This window comes from Vibrio vulnificus CMCP6, from assembly GCF_000039765.1.
Lineage (GTDB): Bacteria > Pseudomonadota > Gammaproteobacteria > Enterobacterales > Vibrionaceae > Vibrio > Vibrio vulnificus_B.
Map to the genome: position 1 here is coordinate 3228021 of NC_004459.3, position 16771 is coordinate 3244791.

Annotated in this window: 14 protein-coding genes and 3 tRNA genes; 8 read left to right on the forward strand and 9 right to left on the reverse strand. The window is 47.6% G+C overall.

Annotated features, from left to right (window positions below):
* Positions 1-275: 275 nt before the first annotated feature.
* Positions 276-737 carry an Lrp/AsnC family transcriptional regulator gene (locus tag VV1_RS14960; protein ID WP_011080950.1) on the reverse strand — a complete coding sequence of 154 codons (462 nt, stop codon included), beginning with the start codon at positions 735-737 and terminating at the stop codon, positions 276-278.
* A gap of 129 nt (positions 738-866) precedes the next feature.
* Between VV1_RS14960 and VV1_RS14965 the strand changes: the two genes are divergently transcribed.
* Positions 867-1952: a PLP-dependent cysteine synthase family protein gene (locus VV1_RS14965; RefSeq protein ID WP_011080951.1), complete on the forward strand. Its 1086-nt coding sequence runs from the start codon at positions 867-869 to the stop codon at positions 1950-1952.
* Positions 1953-2056: 104 nt separating this feature from the next.
* On the opposite strand, the gene VV1_RS14970 is transcribed toward VV1_RS14965, so the two are convergent.
* Positions 2057-2374 (reverse strand): DUF1244 domain-containing protein, encoded by a 318-nt coding sequence (locus tag VV1_RS14970; RefSeq protein ID WP_013572165.1) that lies wholly within the window; start codon positions 2372-2374, stop codon positions 2057-2059.
* Positions 2375-2538: 164 nt separating this feature from the next.
* On the opposite strand from VV1_RS14970, the gene VV1_RS14975 reads away from it, so the two are divergent.
* Positions 2539-3120, forward strand: coding sequence for a porin family protein (locus VV1_RS14975; RefSeq protein WP_011080953.1), 582 nt, complete (start codon positions 2539-2541; stop codon positions 3118-3120).
* 77 nt (positions 3121-3197) lie between these two features.
* On the opposite strand, the gene vexH is transcribed toward VV1_RS14975, so the two are convergent.
* Positions 3198-6311: a vibriobactin export RND transporter permease subunit VexH gene (gene vexH / locus VV1_RS14980; RefSeq protein WP_011080954.1), complete on the reverse strand. Its 3114-nt coding sequence runs from the start codon at positions 6309-6311 to the stop codon at positions 3198-3200.
* Positions 6311-7336, reverse strand: a complete 1026-nt coding sequence (locus VV1_RS14985; protein WP_370293457.1) for an efflux RND transporter periplasmic adaptor subunit — start codon at positions 7334-7336, stop codon at positions 6311-6313. The genes vexH and VV1_RS14985 overlap by 1 nt, the downstream gene beginning before the upstream one ends.
* 332 nt (positions 7337-7668) lie before the next feature.
* Here VV1_RS14985 and VV1_RS14990 point away from each other — a divergent pair.
* From VV1_RS14990 to VV1_RS15000, 3 genes are all read left to right on the forward strand, one after another.
* Positions 7669-7753: transfer RNA gene (locus VV1_RS14990), tRNA-Tyr, on the forward strand.
* 90 nt (positions 7754-7843) lie between these two features.
* Positions 7844-7928: transfer RNA gene (locus VV1_RS14995), tRNA-Tyr, on the forward strand.
* Between the two features lie 90 nt (positions 7929-8018).
* Positions 8019-8103 (forward strand) — tRNA-Tyr (locus tag VV1_RS15000).
* A 318-nt stretch (positions 8104-8421) separates the two neighbouring features.
* Here VV1_RS15000 and VV1_RS15005 read toward each other — a convergent pair.
* On the reverse strand, positions 8422-9291 hold the full coding sequence (locus VV1_RS15005) for a Tim44 domain-containing protein (protein ID WP_011080956.1): 870 nt from the start codon (positions 9289-9291) through the stop codon (positions 8422-8424).
* 241 nt (positions 9292-9532) lie between these two features.
* On the opposite strand from VV1_RS15005, the gene VV1_RS15010 reads away from it, so the two are divergent.
* From VV1_RS15010 to VV1_RS15020, 3 genes are all read left to right on the forward strand, one after another.
* Positions 9533-10123 carry a TetR/AcrR family transcriptional regulator gene (locus tag VV1_RS15010; protein ID WP_011080957.1) on the forward strand — a complete coding sequence of 197 codons (591 nt, stop codon included), beginning with the start codon at positions 9533-9535 and terminating at the stop codon, positions 10121-10123.
* A gap of 14 nt (positions 10124-10137) precedes the next feature.
* Positions 10138-12012, forward strand: a complete 1875-nt coding sequence (locus tag VV1_RS15015) for an MFS transporter (RefSeq protein WP_011080958.1) — start codon at positions 10138-10140, stop codon at positions 12010-12012.
* Between the two features lie 98 nt (positions 12013-12110).
* On the forward strand, positions 12111-13046 hold the full coding sequence (locus tag VV1_RS15020) for a YeiH family protein (RefSeq protein ID WP_011080959.1): 936 nt from the start codon (positions 12111-12113) through the stop codon (positions 13044-13046).
* Positions 13047-13056: 10 nt separating this feature from the next.
* Here the strand turns inward: VV1_RS15020 and VV1_RS24975 are convergent, their stop codons facing one another.
* The 4 genes from VV1_RS24975 to menB form a co-directional block, all read right to left on the reverse strand.
* Positions 13057-13233, reverse strand: coding sequence for a hypothetical protein (locus VV1_RS24975; RefSeq protein WP_039553158.1), 177 nt, complete (start codon positions 13231-13233; stop codon positions 13057-13059).
* A 96-nt stretch (positions 13234-13329) separates the two neighbouring features.
* On the reverse strand, positions 13330-14823 hold the full coding sequence (gene menE, locus VV1_RS15030) for an o-succinylbenzoate--CoA ligase (protein WP_043921059.1): 1494 nt from the start codon (positions 14821-14823) through the stop codon (positions 13330-13332).
* Complete coding sequence (gene menC / locus VV1_RS15035; RefSeq protein ID WP_011080961.1) at positions 14760-15749, reverse strand: o-succinylbenzoate synthase; 990 nt, start codon at positions 15747-15749, stop codon at positions 14760-14762. The genes menE and menC overlap by 64 nt, the downstream gene beginning before the upstream one ends.
* 139 nt (positions 15750-15888) lie before the next feature.
* Positions 15889-16755, reverse strand: a complete 867-nt coding sequence (menB, locus tag VV1_RS15040; RefSeq protein WP_039553154.1) for a 1,4-dihydroxy-2-naphthoyl-CoA synthase — start codon at positions 16753-16755, stop codon at positions 15889-15891.
* Positions 16756-16771 lie beyond the last annotated feature (16 nt).

Genomic DNA, 16771 nt, shown 5'->3' on the forward strand with positions numbered 1-16771 from the left:
AAAATTAAATCAGGCAAAGAAATCGGCAGATTTTGCGCGATTTCTTACATGCAAATAGGAATGAATCACATTGCTAAAAAACGCGTTACCAAACTCACAAATAAACGATACAAAACATGTAGTTATAGAAACTCACCTTTAGCTTACACTGTTATGAAAAATTAGAGAAAGCTGATATTGTGAACATTGTTCATTTAAAATTCTTATCTTTGATACAGATAGATTCACTTGGTAACACCAATTTATTTACCATCGAAACTTATGCATCTCTTCCATCATTGACCAAGTGGTAGCGCGGTGGTGTATTTGAGTGGTTCCATAGCAAATGTCGAGGTGACGTTGGATATCCCCTCAACACTATTGACTAACTTCTTATAAAAAGTATCGAAGTTTTTCATATCTTTGACCAACACTTTCATCATGTAGTCGTACTCACCCGCCATGCGATAGAACTCCATCACTTCCGGAAAATCATTTACCGTCGCAACGAAACGGTCATACCACGCATAAGAGTGATCACAGGTTTTAATTTGCACAAATGCGATAAATGAGAGATCTAATTTCTCTGCATTCAGCAAAGCCACTTTCTTTTCAATAAAGCCTTCATCTTCTAAACGCTTCAGACGCTTCCAGCAAGGTGTCGTGGTGAGATTCACTTGCTCAGCCAAGTCACTCAAGGACAAGGTGCCATCCTGCTGCAATAGCGAAAGTAGCTTTAGATCAACTTTATCCAGCATACAATTATCAATCCGCTCAATTATAGAAAATTTTTCTACAATATAGAGACATCACCACATAAAAAGCAAAGCTTTTCTCTGCAAAGGTAGGTACTTTGTTACCGTCAATAAGAATTAAGAGAGGCCCCCATGTGTACGGACCACAACTGGATTAATAACGCGATTCGCAAGATTGAAGCTGACTTCCAACGCTCTGCTGATACCCATTTATTTAAGCTTGATCTTCCGTCTCTCGAAGGCATTGATATTTATCTCAAAGACGAAAGCACCCATCCAACCGGTTCGTTAAAACACCGCTTAGCGCGTTCGTTGTTTCTCTACGCGATTTGTAATGGCTGGATTGGTCCGGAAACCACCGTCATTGAATCATCTTCCGGCAGTACTGCCGTTTCAGAGGCATACTTCGCACGCTTACTGGGCTTACCTTTTATCGCGGTAATGCCGAAATGCACCGCAAGAAAGAAAATCGAGCAAATTGAGTTTTATGGCGGTAAAGCCCATTTGGTGGATCGCTCCGATCAAATTTACGCAGAATCTCACCGCTTAGCCAAAGAGTTAAATGGTCACTATATGGATCAGTTCACGTACGCGGAGCGCGCAACGGACTGGCGTGGCAACAACAACATCGCGAACTCTATCTTCAGCCAAATGACGCTCGAAGAGCACCCAGAACCAAGCTGGATCGTGATGAGCCCGGGCACAGGCGGCACTTCGGCTACCATCGGTCGCTTTATCCGTTACCAAAAGCTGGACACCAAGCTGTGCGTGGTTGACCCAGAAAACTCGGTGTTCTTTGACTACTTCCAAAACGGTGATAAAACGATAACCGGTAATACGGGCAGTAAGATCGAGGGCATCGGTCGTCCACGTGTTGAACCAAGCTTTATTGCTGGCGTTGTGGATGAAATGCGAAAAATCCCTGATGCCGCTTCTGTTGCGTGTACCCACTGGGTATCTAAGCTGATTGGCCGTAAAGTTGGCGCCTCAACTGGCACAAACCTGTATGGTGTATTGCAATTGGCATGCGAAATGAAACAGCGTGGCGAGCGTGGCTCTATCGTGACCCTACTGTGTGACAGCGGAGATCGCTACTTAGACACCTACTTTAATGAAGAGTGGGTAAAAACCAACATTGGTGACATTCAACCCTACTTAGAGCAGCTTGAAATCATTGAGCGCGATGGCTGCGTAGCCCCCATCTGCTGCCCTGCGTAACGCAGAGAATAAAAACACTCGCGATAAAAAATGCCCACGTGATTCCGTGGGCATTTTGTTTTAGACAGTGCGACGAGTTGAGCTTAGCGAGGCATTCGCGTTCGTTATTTCTTCTGTTTTGCCTCAAAAGCCGCCAATTGCTCTGGCGTGGCTTCAGGTTGATGATTGGTTTTCCACTCGTCATAAGTCATGCCGTAAACACGCTCACGAGCATCATCTAAATCAAGATCTAGCCCTAAAACATCCGCTTCGGCTTTGTACCATTTGCTAAAGCAGTTACGACAAAAGCCTGCCAAAATCATCAAATCAATATTTTGCACCTCTTTGTTGGCATCAAGGTGAGCCAGCAAACGGCGAAATGCAGCAGCATCGAGTTTGTCTTGCTGCTCTTGAGTCAACTCTTGGTATTTAAACTGTGTCACTTTACTTTCCTTTATTCTCATTTTTCCGTCTTAATCACGGGCGGATGACCAGCATAGTACAAAATCCACTAATAAAACCAAGCTCTTCGCCGAGTAATTGTGTACTATCTCAGCCAACACTCTCTTATGCATCTTATTGAATCACTCTTAGGTGGCGAACAATTATGAAAAAAATTATGCTGGCGTGTTCAACATTATTACTTTCCCAACCGGTTTTCGCGGAAAAAATGGGCGAGTTGCCGAACTACTTTTACCTTGGTGCAGGCACCATTGCTTTTGACGTTTCTGCTTACGGCGACAACAGTGGCAGCGAGCTTTCAACCCCAAACTTTACGATCGGCTTTGGTAAAAACTTCAATGAACATGTTGCTGTAGAAGGTCTGTTTCGCTACACGCAAAATGAAGTCACCAACAGCACGACAGGAACCAGCCTTAACCTAGACTATTATCAAGCGGGCGTTTCCGCTCTGCTCTCCACGGGCAACTTAGGGGATACCCCGATTTCACTTTTCGGTCGCTTGTCGGGTTTAATCACCCAAGCAAACATGTATGACGTAACGAACAACGCAGTGAAAATCTCTGAAGAAGCGGGAATGATTTTCAACGTCGGGGGCGGATTAGGCTGGGATATGGGGCAAAATTTCTGGCTGAAAGCCGAATATGTCTATAGCTTTGCTGACGCAGGCTTTGACGATTTTTACGATAAGTATTCTGGTTTTCAACTCTCTATCGGTAAGCAGTTCTAGCATCGTAGCACTCTATACCAGCCGAGATAAAAAAGCCGAGGTTTTTGTTCCTCGGCTCTTTGGGTTTTAGGATTGGTCTAACCGTGACTCACTCGGCCTTTGGTATCATGGCTGAGGGCTTGATTTAGTTCCACTTCCACATGCCCTGGCGCTTCTGTGTATCGAGATATTAAGCGATACATCGCAGGGATAACGAACAAAGTGACGAGGGTGGCAAAACCCATACCGAAGAAAATAACCGTACCAACAGCGACGCGGCTTTCGTAACCCGCCCCATCCGACAGGATAAGTGGAATCGCGCCCGCTAAGGTCGTGAAGGCGGTCATTAAAATCGGGCGCAACCGTCGTGCCGAGGCATCAATAATGGCTTGTTCAAACTCAAAGCCACGGTCACGCAGTTGGTTAGCAAACTCAACAATCAAGATACCGTTTTTGGTCACCATACCGATCAGCATGATCATGCCGATCTGACTGTAGATGTTCATGCCTTGCTGCATGATGAGCAAGCCTAAGAAACCCCCAAACACCCCCATCGGCACGGTAAACATCACCACCAGAGGGTTAATGAAGCTTTCAAACTGCGCAGCAAGAACGAGGTAGGCCACCAGCAAGGCCAAGGCAAACACAATAGCAACGCTAGACTGGTTTTCTTTGAAGTCCTTCGATTCACCAGAGTAGCTGATGGTAATATCCCCCGGCAGCGTCTCGATCGCTTGCTGATCAAGAAAATCCAACGCATCACCCAGCGTGTAACCATCCGATAAGTTGGCGGTGATCGTAATCGCCTTTTGCTTGTTGTAGTGCGATAAGCGAATCGACGACGCAATTTCTTCAACGTTGGTCACTGTATCTAAGGTAACCAGATCGCCACTTTTTGTGCGCAGATAGATTTGGCTCAGATCTGCGGCGTTATTAAAGCGATTTTCATCACCACGAAGATAAACATCGTACTCTTCACCACGTTCCACAAAGGTGGTTTCTTTACGCCCACCCAACATGATTTCTAAGGTATCGGAAATCTCTTTGATGCTGATGCCCAGTTCTGCGGCACGACGTTTGTCCACCGATACCACCAGTTCCGGCGTTTTCTCAGAATAGTTGATCTCCGCCCCTTCCATAATTGGGGATTCTTCCGCTTTGTTCTTCAACACCTCGGCCCAATCGCGCAGTTCGTTGTAATCCGAGCCGCCAAGCACAAACTGCACAGGCTCACTCGAACCACCACGGAATCCGGGCATAAACGGGAAAACACGAACATCAGGAATGCCCGCCAGCGCCTTACGCACTTCGCCTAATGCTTGTTGCGCTGTCACTGAACGTTCATTCCAATCATCCAAGATCATAATAACGAATCCGGTTTGGTCACCCGCTTGGCCCCCAAACGCCGGCGACTGGATGCTGAATGATTTGAGGAACCCTTGCCCTAACAGCGGCATTAAACGCTCTTCCACTAAGTCCATATTGGCAGACATGCGGTTATAACTGGTGGCATCGGCGCCACGGACAAAGGCAAAAATGACCCCTCGGTCTTCTTGTGGTGTTAATTGTGCTGGCACTTGATTCATTAGCGCGTAGCTGCCGCCCATACAAGCAAGGATGATCACGGGCGCAAGCCATCGCCATGCGAGGGCTCGCTTTAGCAACGCGCGATAACCGGACTCTAACTTGCCGAACAACACGTCCACGACGTCATTGAAGCGGTTTTTCTTAACATTGGCTTTGAGAATTTTGCTGCCTAAGACGGGGGTGAGCGTCAGCGCAATCAATGATGAAAAAATCACGGACATCGCCAGCAACACCGAGAACTCGGTAAAGAGTAGGCCCACCATGCCATCCATGAAGGAGATCGGCAAAAACACCATCACCAACACTAAGGTGGTGGCAATGACCGCAAAGCCTACCTCTCGCGTGCCTTTATAGGCCGCAAGCAAAGGCGATTCACCTTTCTCGATATGATGGAAAATGTTCTCAACGACAACAATCGCATCGTCGACCACCAAACCGATAGAGAGAATCAAAGCCATTAAGGTGATGAGGTTAATCGAAAAACCAAAGTAGTACGCGGCAATAAAAGAGGAAATCAGCGATACAGGCACGGTCACCGCAGGGATCAAAGTCGCACGAGCTTGACCGATGAAGATATACAGCACGAGGATCACGAGCCCGCCAGTGATGAATAGAGTGCTATAAACTTCAGAAATAGAGCGTTCAATAAACACGGTTGAATCGTAGTCGATAGCGAGACGTGTCCCTTCTGGCAAAAACTTCTGCACTTTATCGACTTCTTCATGCACTCTTTTTGCAACTTCAAGCGGGTTGGCGTCCGACTGAGGGACAATCCCCATGCTGACATTGACTACCCCGTCACTTTTAAACGTCGAGTTCTCATTCTCAGCACCAATAAAGACATCCGCCACGTCTTTGAGATAAATCGGCGTGTTGTCACTGGCACGCTTGACCACCAGATACTGGAAGTCTTCTACTGAGTTATAGCTGCGCGCGGTGCGAACAGACATCACCGTTTGATCGTTCCGCACTTGGCCCCCCGGACTTTCAAGGTTCTCACTGCGTAGCGCGGCGGTAATGTCCGTGGCAGTCACACCTCGTCCGGCCATCAGCTCAGGACTTAGCTTCACGTACATAACTTTGTACAAGCCACCCGAGATATCAACGGAACTCACTCCGGTGATAAGACTAAAGCGATCCATGAGTACACGCTCGATGTAATCGGTGAGCTGAGTACGATCCATCTCTGACGAGCTGAGGTTGATGTAAACGGATGCCTCACCGCTACCGTTGTTTTTAAACACGATAGGATCGTCGGCTTCCTCGGGTAGCGAACGCTGCGCACGCGCAACCGCATCACGAACATCACTCACTCCAGTATTGAGGTCATAACCCAATTCAAAGGTAATGGTGATACGAGACATGCTGTTACGCGTGGTCGACGAGATCTCATCAATACCACTGATGCCTGAAAGTTGATCTTCAAGCACTGACGTGATCTGGCTTTCGATGATCGTCGCCGACGCCCCATCGTAACGCGTACTAATGGAGACAACTGGGCTTTCGATGTCCGGCATCTCGCGCACTGCCAATTTGCTGAACGAGACAAAACCAAACACACACAGCAACAAACTCAATACCAGCGCAGCAACTGGCCTTTTCACCGAAACATCAGAGAGTAACATTATTGCTCATCCTTCTTCGCTACGGTCTTTTGCCCTGTCGCTGCGCCGCCAATTTCTTTGACTAACACACCGTCACGCATGTTCACGATACCTTGCACGACGATTTTATCGCCGATGTTGACACCCGACTCGATCACCACTTGGTTCTCTACTCGCGCACCAAGCAGAACTTCTGTGCGTTTCGCTTTGTTGTCGCTGCCGATGACATAGACATAACGTTTGGTCCCGGAATACTCTAGTGCCTGCACCGGAATGATCGGCGCTTCAATCGCAGGGAACGCTAAGGCGGTATTGAGTAACATCCCTGGTTTCAACTGATTTTCCGGATTTTCAAACTGAATGCGCACGCGTAGGTTCAACGTTTCGGCGTTAATCCGTGAGTCAATGCCCACCACCTTGCCAGTGAACACTTGTTTGCCCCAAGCGCTGGATGTTGCTGTCACAGGCATACCTATCGACAACATCGACAGATAACGTTCCGGAATTCTCAGATCCAGTTGCATCAACGACAGATCGTCGAGCGTCAGTAATTCAGTGCCTGAGTTCACCAACTTGCCGCGGCTAAAATCGACGAACCCCACCGTTCCGGCAAAAGGCGCGGTGATATGAAGATCATTCAAGTTGGCATTGGCCGCGGTCAAACGCGCTTGTGCAATCTCGACACTGGCTTTTTGCGCGTCAATTTCTGTTTGAGTAATCGCATTGCGGCTGACCAGTCGCTCAAACTCTTTCAGCTTTCTCTGCTCATCTTTTAGATAAGCTTTTGCTTCAGATACGGCTGCTAAGGCTTTATCGTCCTCAAGCTTCACCAGCAATTGCCCTTTAGTGACATTCTGGTTGGCTTTCACTTGAATGCTTTCGACTTTGCCGGACACTTCGGACGCAATCACCACTGACTGCACCGCTTCCAATTTGCCGACCAGCGCTAAAGATTGGCTAATTTGGTGTGTTTGCACTTCTTCGGCAACCACAGTAACAGCAGATGGCCCTCTTGGAGCAGCATGGGATAGAGAGGAAGTCCCCATAAGAGCCAGAGTAATAAATGAGATAAGAATGCGTTTTTTCATGTTCCGTCAATCAATAAAGCCATAGTTGAGATTATAAGTTTATCAGCTCTAGCGTACTGTAACGTCAAGTTGTGTAAATTATGGTGAGAAGTGAAGGATTTAGCGGCCTAAGTTGTCACCAAAATGTGTACTTTCTGGCATCTTTGCCCAAAAAGGCAGCATTCAACATGTAAAGCACAGAAAAAGGCTTTACACACTGAACTGGTTTGCTATGATGCGCTCCGCACTTGAGCGATGCGTTGGGAAAACACCGCTTAAGCCTAATCCAGATGAGGTTAGGAAAACACCCTGGAGGGGTTCCCGAGTGGCCAAAGGGAGCAGACTGTAAATCTGCCGGCTCCGCCTTCGATGGTTCGAATCCGTCCCCCTCCACCATATTTCTTCTTGTGATTATCCTCTGGATTAATTGTGAGAAACACTTGGATAGTGTGTTGGGAAAACACGTTCTAAGTATAAAAATACCCTGGAGGGGTTCCCGAGTGGCCAAAGGGAGCAGACTGTAAATCTGCCGGCTCCGCCTTCGATGGTTCGAATCCGTCCCCCGCCACCATATTTCTTCTTGTGATTATCCTCTGGATTAATTGTGAGAAACACTTGGATAGTGTGTTGGGAAAACACGTTCTAAGTATAAAAATACCCTGGAGGGGTTCCCGAGTGGCCAAAGGGAGCAGACTGTAAATCTGCCGGCTCCGCCTTCGATGGTTCGAATCCGTCCCCCTCCACCATATTCTTCGTAAGAATCGAAAGCCAGCTCATTGAGCTGGCTTTTTTCGTACTGAATTCAGCTCATCCATTCGCCTCTCCCACCGTATGAACGATGGCGCAAGTAACACTTTTCGCTCTGATCACCGTGACAATGGCGACTCGAAAGGCATCCTCTTACGAACTGGCTTCAATGAAAAAGTCATTCCAAACCATCAGAGAGCACTTGACCTATAGAGTCAGCTGCCCTATCCAATGACTCTGTCAGTCCAACAGATAAAAAAATCCCGCTCATCGAAATGAACGGGACTTTATGATGACTAAATCGAACGACGTTAGGCCTAGCCTTGGATACCCACGATCATCCACGGCGCATTTGGCGCAGTCAGATCTCGCTCAAGGTGCCAGATATCTGTGATATCTTCTTCAATGCCTTCAACAGCATCGCGGTAACGACCACTGAACTGTAAGCTCAAGTGCGCAGTTGACGCGTCGTAATCAGCACGAACGATTTGTGCATCCACATACATGACATCCGTATGCTGCTCACCATCGAGTTTCGCTCGCTCCGCTTTTAGGTCTTCAAACAAGCTTGGAGAAACATACTCTTCAATCGTTTCCAGTTGATTATGATTCCAAGCGCCTTGCAGGATACGGTAGTGTTCACGCGCGCCATTTACAAATGCGACTTGATCGAAACCTGGAGGGTAGTTGTGTGGTACATCAGATTGCGCGCCAAAGCCAAAACCACCAGTTGGCGTATTTGGTGACTGCTCGAAGTTATGAACATTTGATTGCTCAAACTTAGGTGCTTGGCCGCCAAATGCTGGCTGCTGGCGATGCTGATTCATGCTGCCTTGCTTAGAAGCCAGCAAACCACGCATTAATTTAAAGATCACGAAAGCAATTAAGCCGATGATGAGGATATCCATAAACTGAATACCTTCAAACGCGCCCCCAAAGAACGCAGCAAGCAAACCACCCGCCAACAAGCCACCAAGAATACCGCCCATCAGGCCTTTCTTAGAGCTCTGTTTTGCCGTCTGCTCTTTACCTATATTGTTCGTATTTTGCTGCTGTTGTTTTGGTGCAGGTGCCGTTTTGTAGCTTTTACCAAACGACTTACCACCACCCATTTTTTTCGCTTCAGCAATTGGCGTAGCAATCACAGAAACCATCAGCAGGGCAACAATCGATAATAAACGTTTCATCTTTATCCTTTTGTAGTCTGATTGAAACTTTACTCACTAGTCCCCTTCTTGATACAAACCGTTTTGAAGAAAACCAGCTAACATGAATCATACAAGCATCCTTTCATCATTGAAACGGAAACAATAGTTAGACATGTATCAGAATATTGCCGCTGTTCTATGCTTATTTTGGATGTTTTGTTGACGTATATAGTTGACAAATTTAGAATATCGAACGTTGTTCAATTTGTAGTACGAAAAAATGGCCCGTAGAAACGATCACACCAGAGAAGAACTTATCGCCCTAACTCTTGAAACTGTTAAAGAGTTTCTGGCAGACCACTCGTATCACGAGTTAAGTTTGCGTAAGCTGGCAAATATGATCGGTTATGTTCCAAGCACCCTAGTCAATGTGTTTGGCAGTTACAACTTGTTGCTGTTGCACGCCGTCGCGCAAACCTTGGATGAGCTTTCCCAAGAAGCCATGCAAGTGGTCAAAACATCACAAGACAAAAAACAGGCGCTATTTAACCTTGCGTATTGCTACCATGACTTTGCCCAGCAACACCCTCACCGCTGGCGCTTAATTTTTGAGCACAACATGAATGGTGCAGAGTTACCAGAATGGCAAGCAAAGCGTATCGACAACATGACCGGTATGCTAGAAGCGCTATTGCAACAACTTGCGCCATCTCGCACACCGACCGAAGTGTTGCAAGCGAGCCGCGTGTTGTGGTCTGGCGTACATGGTATTACGCTACTGAGTGTGGATGACAAATTTTTCTCCAGTGAGCCAATTGATGGCAAAGAGTTGATAGACAGTCTTTTGACCAACTATCTGACCAACTGGTAATACAAGGAACTTTCATGGCCGCGAATAGCCAAAGCTCGCTGTTAACACAGCGTAAGTTTCTGCCGTACTTCATTACTCAATTTTTCGGTGCCTTTAACGACAACATCTTCAAAAATGTGCTGTTGCTGCTTGTCGCGTTTGCAGGTACTGGTGCCCTGTCAATCTCCAGTGATCTTTTCATCAACCTTGCCGCAGGCTTATTCATTCTGCCATTTTTCCTTTTTTCCGCGTCAGCGGGTGTGCTGGCAGATAAATACGAAAAGTCTTGGTTTATTCGCAAGGTCAAACTGTTTGAAATTGCCATTATGTTGCTCGGCGCTATCGGTTTTATTACCGAAAGCTACACCATCTTATTGCTGCTGTTGTTTTTGATGGGCACACAGTCGGCATTTTTTGGTCCAGTCAAATATGCGCTACTTCCACAGCAACTGAAACAAGAAGAGCTCGTTCCCGGTAACGCTTTGGTTGAAGCGGGGACTTTTATTGCTATTCTTGTCGGCACATTAGGCGCGGGTATTATTGCCTCACACGAGCAAGCAAAATACGTTGCCGCTTTTTGTGTCGTTATCTTTGCTGTATTCGGCTATCTCGCTAGCCGCGCGATTCCTGTCGCGCACGCATGCGCGCCAGAGCTAAAATTTCGCTGGCAGCCTTATCGTCAAACGAAACACACAATTGCCATCGCGAAATCGGACCGTGTGGTATATCAATGTATTATGGCGATCAGTTGGTTTTGGTTCCTGGGTGCTGCGTACCTCACTCAATTTCCCAACTTCACCAAGATTTATCTCAATGGCACAGAAAGTGCGGTCTCTTTCTTGTTGGCGCTCTTTTCTGTTGGCATCGCGCTCGGTTCACTGGCGTGCAACAAACTGTCTAAAGGCCGCATTGATGTGGGTATCGTCCCAATTGGTGCTTTAGGTATTACGGTATTTGGCTACTTGATGGCCACATCGATACCCAGCGAGCTACCTCGCTTTCATACCTTCGCACAGTTTGTGCAGTATCAGCCATTTTGGCCACTGTTTAGCTACTTACTCATGATCGGTGTTTCAGGTGGATTGTTTATCGTCCCTCTGTATGCCCTGATGCAACATCGTGCCAAGGAAAGTGAACGTGCGCAGGTGATTGCGGGCCTCAATATTTACAACTCACTGTTTATGGTGGGCAGTGCAGTATTGGGCATCGTCTGTCTTGCCGCGATCGGCATATCGATTCCACAATTTTTTGTGCTACTTTCGATACTCAACTTTTTAGTGGCTGCGTATCTCTTTTTGCAAGCACCCATGTTTGTCGTGCGTTTCCTCGTGTGGGTGCTTACTCACACACTCTATCGTGTGACACATAAGAATCTACACCACTTACCGAAAGAAGGTGGTGCGCTTATTGTTTGTAATCACGTGAGTTACATGGATGCCTTACTGCTGAGTGCCGTCTGCCCTCGATTGATTCGTTTTGTCATGGAAGAAGAATACGCAAGGCTGCCGGTTTTGCGTCGCTTCTTACGCACTGCCGGGGTAATTCCTATCTCCGCCAGCAACAGAACCTCTATCCGCCGTGCATTTAACGATGTTGAACAAGCTTTGAGTGAAGGGCATATTGTCTGTATTTTCCCTGAGGGCAGATTAACGGAAAATGGCGACATAAATCCATTTATGCGCGGAATTGACATCATCCTTCGTCGCAGCCCGGTGCCCGTTATCCCAATGGCGCTAAAAGGCTTGTGGGGTAGTTATTTCAGCCGCCACAAAGGCCGAGCCTGTAAAGGACTCCCTAGCCGTTTCTGGTCTCGACTAGAAATTGAAGCAGGGTTGCCTGTCGAGCCTAAAGACGCCTCTGCGGAAGTCATGCAGCAAAAAGTGGCAGAGTTACGAGGCGATTGGCGCTAAGCGTTCAGATTATCTGAACGCTTGTTCAAATCATTAAGACTTTCTGATCTCATCGACTCAGCTATACTCGCGCTTTCACTTAATAAAACGCAATCACTTTGAATCGTAAGCATCTTCCTTTTATTTTCGCTTTACTGCTCTGCCTGAGTCCTTGGGTCTCTTCCCCCACAGCATTGGTTTTGGGTTTTCTGCTCGCAAGCACGGGGTTGGTGCCATCCCAACTGCCCATTTCGACTTACACTAAAAAGCTCTTGTCTTACTCCATTATTGGTTTGGGGTTTGGTATCCAATTTCAACAAGCCATTGCCGTAACCTCTGATGGTATCGGCCTGATTGTGGTCACCATCGCTGGTACCCTGCTACTCGGCTTTTTAGTGGCCAAAGTGATTAAGCTTGAAACCACAACCGCCTACCTTATCTCAGCAGGTACTGCGATTTGTGGGGGAAGTGCGATTGCGGCAGTCGCTCCGGCGATCAAAGCCAAAGATCAGCAGATTGCCCTCGCATTGGCGACGGTCTTCGTTCTTAATTCCCTGGCATTGTTTATTTTTCCGGTGATTGGACATGCGTTAGCGTTGGATCAACAAACTTTTGGGACCTGGGCAGCGATCGCCATTCACGACACCTCCTCCGTCGTCGGAGCTGCATCTGCGTATGGTGAGCAAGCACTTACCACCGCGACGACATTAAAACTTGCCCGTGCATTATGGATTATTCCCGTTGCCCTACTCAGTGCAATTCTCTTTGCTCGCGGAAATGGTGAGGAAGGTAAGCGCAAGTTAGTGCTTCCATACTTCATTTTTTGGTATTGCGCTGCCATCGCCTTTAGCGATCTCTTCCCTCAATTTGAGAGCGTCTATCAGGGTATTTTCTCGGTAGCGAAACAGGCACTGGTGGTGTGTTTATTTTTGATTGGTTGCAGTATTTCTGTTGAGAAGCTGAAAAGTGCGGGTGCAAAACCTCTGATCTTTGGCTTAAGCCTATGGGTGGTCATCTCCACCACGTCGCTCAGTTGGTTGTTACTCACACGTTAAACTGACTCAATTAAGCTGAGTGATGGGAATGAGGCAAAGTGGTGGTTGCTTGGCGTCGATAGTCAAAAACGATGGCGACAACAATCAAAAAGGCCGTCAATTCGGCCAAAGAGCGATAGAGGCCATCACTCAGCAAAGCAATACCGAGCTGCAAAACTGCCGTTGCTATTAAGATCCCTCTTACCATCTTCAACCTTATGCCTTTTCTTTGTCATATGATGCGCAATTATTGTTGAGGGTTATAAGGTTGAGAAATTCTCTTTTTGACTAATTCATGTCGAAATCAACTAAGTTGATTTTCCAGCCATACTTTAACGGCTTGCCGCGAGACTTTAATCCCTTCCTTCAGTAACGCCTCAGGCATTAAGTAATAGGCGACTGGCCACTTAAACTTTTGCAGTTTCTCTTTTAAGTGTTGCTCATACTGCGCTCTGTTTGCTAGCGATGGCGATTGGATGACAGCAACGGGTCGATAGCCAAATTCTGCATCGGGCATGGGAACCACAATACTCTGTTCCACGCCTTCAATCTCGTTTAGCACCGCTTCAATCTCTTCGCAGTGGATGTTTTCCCCGCCAGAGATAAACTGATTGTCCGCACGGCCGATGATCTTAAGTTCCTCACCTTGCCAGACGCCTAAATCTTTACTGTCAAACCACCCATGCTCATCCACCAGCGTCGTTAGGCTACCCTGAAAGAAATAGCCTTCTGCCAAGGTTTCACCACCGATATAAATGCGCTGACCAATCAGTTGCAGTGCTCGATTTTTCAATAGATGCCCTGCGTTGCTCACGCTGTCGATCTGCTTGGCGGTCACGGTTGAAGCGGCCTCTGTCATGCCATAGCCTAGCCAGGTCTCTATTCCTTTACGCTGCGCCGCTCGGGCCAAGGCATGCTCCACATGACTCCCCCCCAGCAAAACATGGCTCAGTTGCAAAGGCGTGTTGTCATCAAGCAGGCGCTTCAACTGAGTCGCGACGAGAGACGCGTGTGTCACCCCTTGAATGTCCTCAGACAAAGCGCCATGCCCCACTTTCAAACATGCGCCGGCCAACAACCAGCGATAAACAATAGCCATGCCAGAAACATGATACAGCGGCAGGGAGAGCAACCACGTATCCTGCTGAGTAAAACAGAACTCTTCTAACAATCCTTGTGCTGACGCGAAATGCTGCCGATGAGTATGAGCCACCGCTTTGGGATTGCCCGTGGAACCAGAGGTAAAAATGATGGTAGCAAGTTGATCGGCGCGATAATCGCAAACGTGGTTGCTAGGCATCGAGTTAAGATGATCCGAGGCGAGTGAGATTTCTAGCAGTACATTACGACGATCGTGAGAGCAAGCCGAGCGGGTCTGCACATCAACGTTAGGATCAAGCCAAATAAAGCGCGTTTGCTGCTCACGGTAAAGCGTATCAAGCTTTGCTGAGAACATTGCAATTGATTGCGGCATGATGATCGCCACCACAGCCCCCAGTTGATGCGCAGCGAGCAAGATAAGCACCATATCAACATGGTTTTTACCCAGCAGAGTGATGACATCTCCACGAGTCACCCCTTGCGCACCAAGAACCGCCGCTAAACGTTCAATCTCGTCGTTCAGTTGTTGCCAGTTGAATTGATAACGTGATGAGTTCAGCGCCATAGAAAATGGGCTCTTCTGAGCCCAATATTTCCACAATGGTTGTTCACTGACCAATGCCGTTTCACCCATTATGAATGCCACACCAATTGCTGTTCTTCTAACGAGGCGATCGGCAGCGAGCATTTCGGCCATCCCACCATTAACTGCGATTGAAACAAACTTATGGTGTCCAAGCCCGGCGTCACGTCAGGCAACTGCCATTTGGCAAAACGCGCTAACTGGGTAAGCCCTAAACTTGATTCGATACTTGAACTGATGACCGCTTTGATGCCCAAAGAGTGCGCTTTTTTTATCAGCGCAATACAACGAGGCAATGAACCGATCAACGTTGGTTTGATGACGATCGCTTTCACGCCCGTGAGATCGTCAAGCGCAAAGTCAGGTCGGTGCAGCGCGTGTTGTAAGGTTTCATCCCATGCAATCGCAATCCCGGTGTTGATAGCAAAAGAGAGGCTATCTCCGGGCTTTTGGCAGGGCTCTTCGATAAACACGATCCGCTGACGCAAAGAGGGGGTGATGTACTTGGCAAATTGCTGCGCTTTTTCTGGCGTCCAAGCACGATTGGCATCCAGTCGCAGTGTGAGATCTGGGATGCTTTCCAAGAACAAGTTGACCAGCATGCCATCACGAATTGGTTCGTACAAACCCACTTTGACTTTGGCGACTTTCTCACCTTGCATCGCATTCAATACCGGAATGAGTTCATCGGGATCGCCAGTACAAAGTGGCGCGGGCAAATAGTGCCCATCGCGAGGCAACTTCCCTTCCAACTCATACATCGCGGTGGAAAGACCAAACGCAACGGAAGGCAGTAAGGCGTCGTAATCGATGGGATGATCGGTGTTCATCCACAACTCAAGCTGTGCTTGCGCTTCAATGCCCGCTTCTTCTATGGTCTCTAAGCTAAATCCTGGTAATGGTGAAACTTCGCCATACCCTTTTTGACCGTTCATGTTCAGCTCAATAATGTAGCCAACACGCTCCGTCAGTTTCTCATCTCTTAGCACAACACCGCTGTCCATTGGCAAGGTGTAGCGGTACAGTTTGGCTGATTTCATAGCTGTCCCTTAATACTTCATCGACAAATTGCTTTACTGAAAGTCAGACTCTTTATGAATGAGACCGTCAATCGCAAAGAAAAGTCCCTAAACGATGCAGATTCTGTGCCTCTGCATCGTTCTCACATTGGGAAGAAAATTAAGGGTTGCGTGGAAACTTATTGAAGTCTGGACGACGTTTTTCGTTGAACGCATTGCGCCCTTCTTGCCCTTCATCCGTCATATAGAACATCATTGTGGCGTTGCCCGCCAACTCTTGAAGACCCGCTTGACCATCGCAATCGGCGTTCAATGCTGCTTTAAGGCAACGCAATGCCATCGGGCTGTGCTGAAGTACTTCACGACACCAACGTACGGTTTCTTTCTCTAATTCTTCTACAGGGACGACCGTGTTCACTAGCCCCATATCCAACGCTTCTTGAGCGTCATAAAAACGACATAGGAACCAAATCTCACGTGCTTTTTTCTGTCCGACAATACGTGCCATGTATGACGCACCCCAACCGCCATCAAACGAGCCCACTTTTGGTCCAGTTTGACCAAATTGCGCGTTTTCAGCCGCGATGGTTAAGTCACACATCATATGAAGAACGTGGCCGCCACCGACAGCCCAACCAGCGACTGACGCAATAACAGGTTTTGGACAAGTACGAATATCACGTTGGAAATCAAGAACATTCAGGTGATGAACACCAGAGTCATCTTTATAGCCGCCGTAATCACCGCGGATCTTCTGGTCGCCGCCAGAGCAGAACGCGTCTTCACCGAGACCGGTCAAAATGATCACGCCCACGTTAGAGTCATAGCGAGCATCCGCCAGTGCTTGGATCATTTCTTTGACGGTTTGCGGGCGAAATGCATTACGCACTTGAGGGCGTGCAATGGTGATTTTTGCAATGCCGTCTTCCGACTTGTGGTACTGAATATCTTCATAGGGCGCACTACAGTCATTCCAATTAACTGGTGCGTAAAGTTCTGCTTCAGTGATGCCTACTGTTTTAGCCATGGTGGTTCCCATTGTT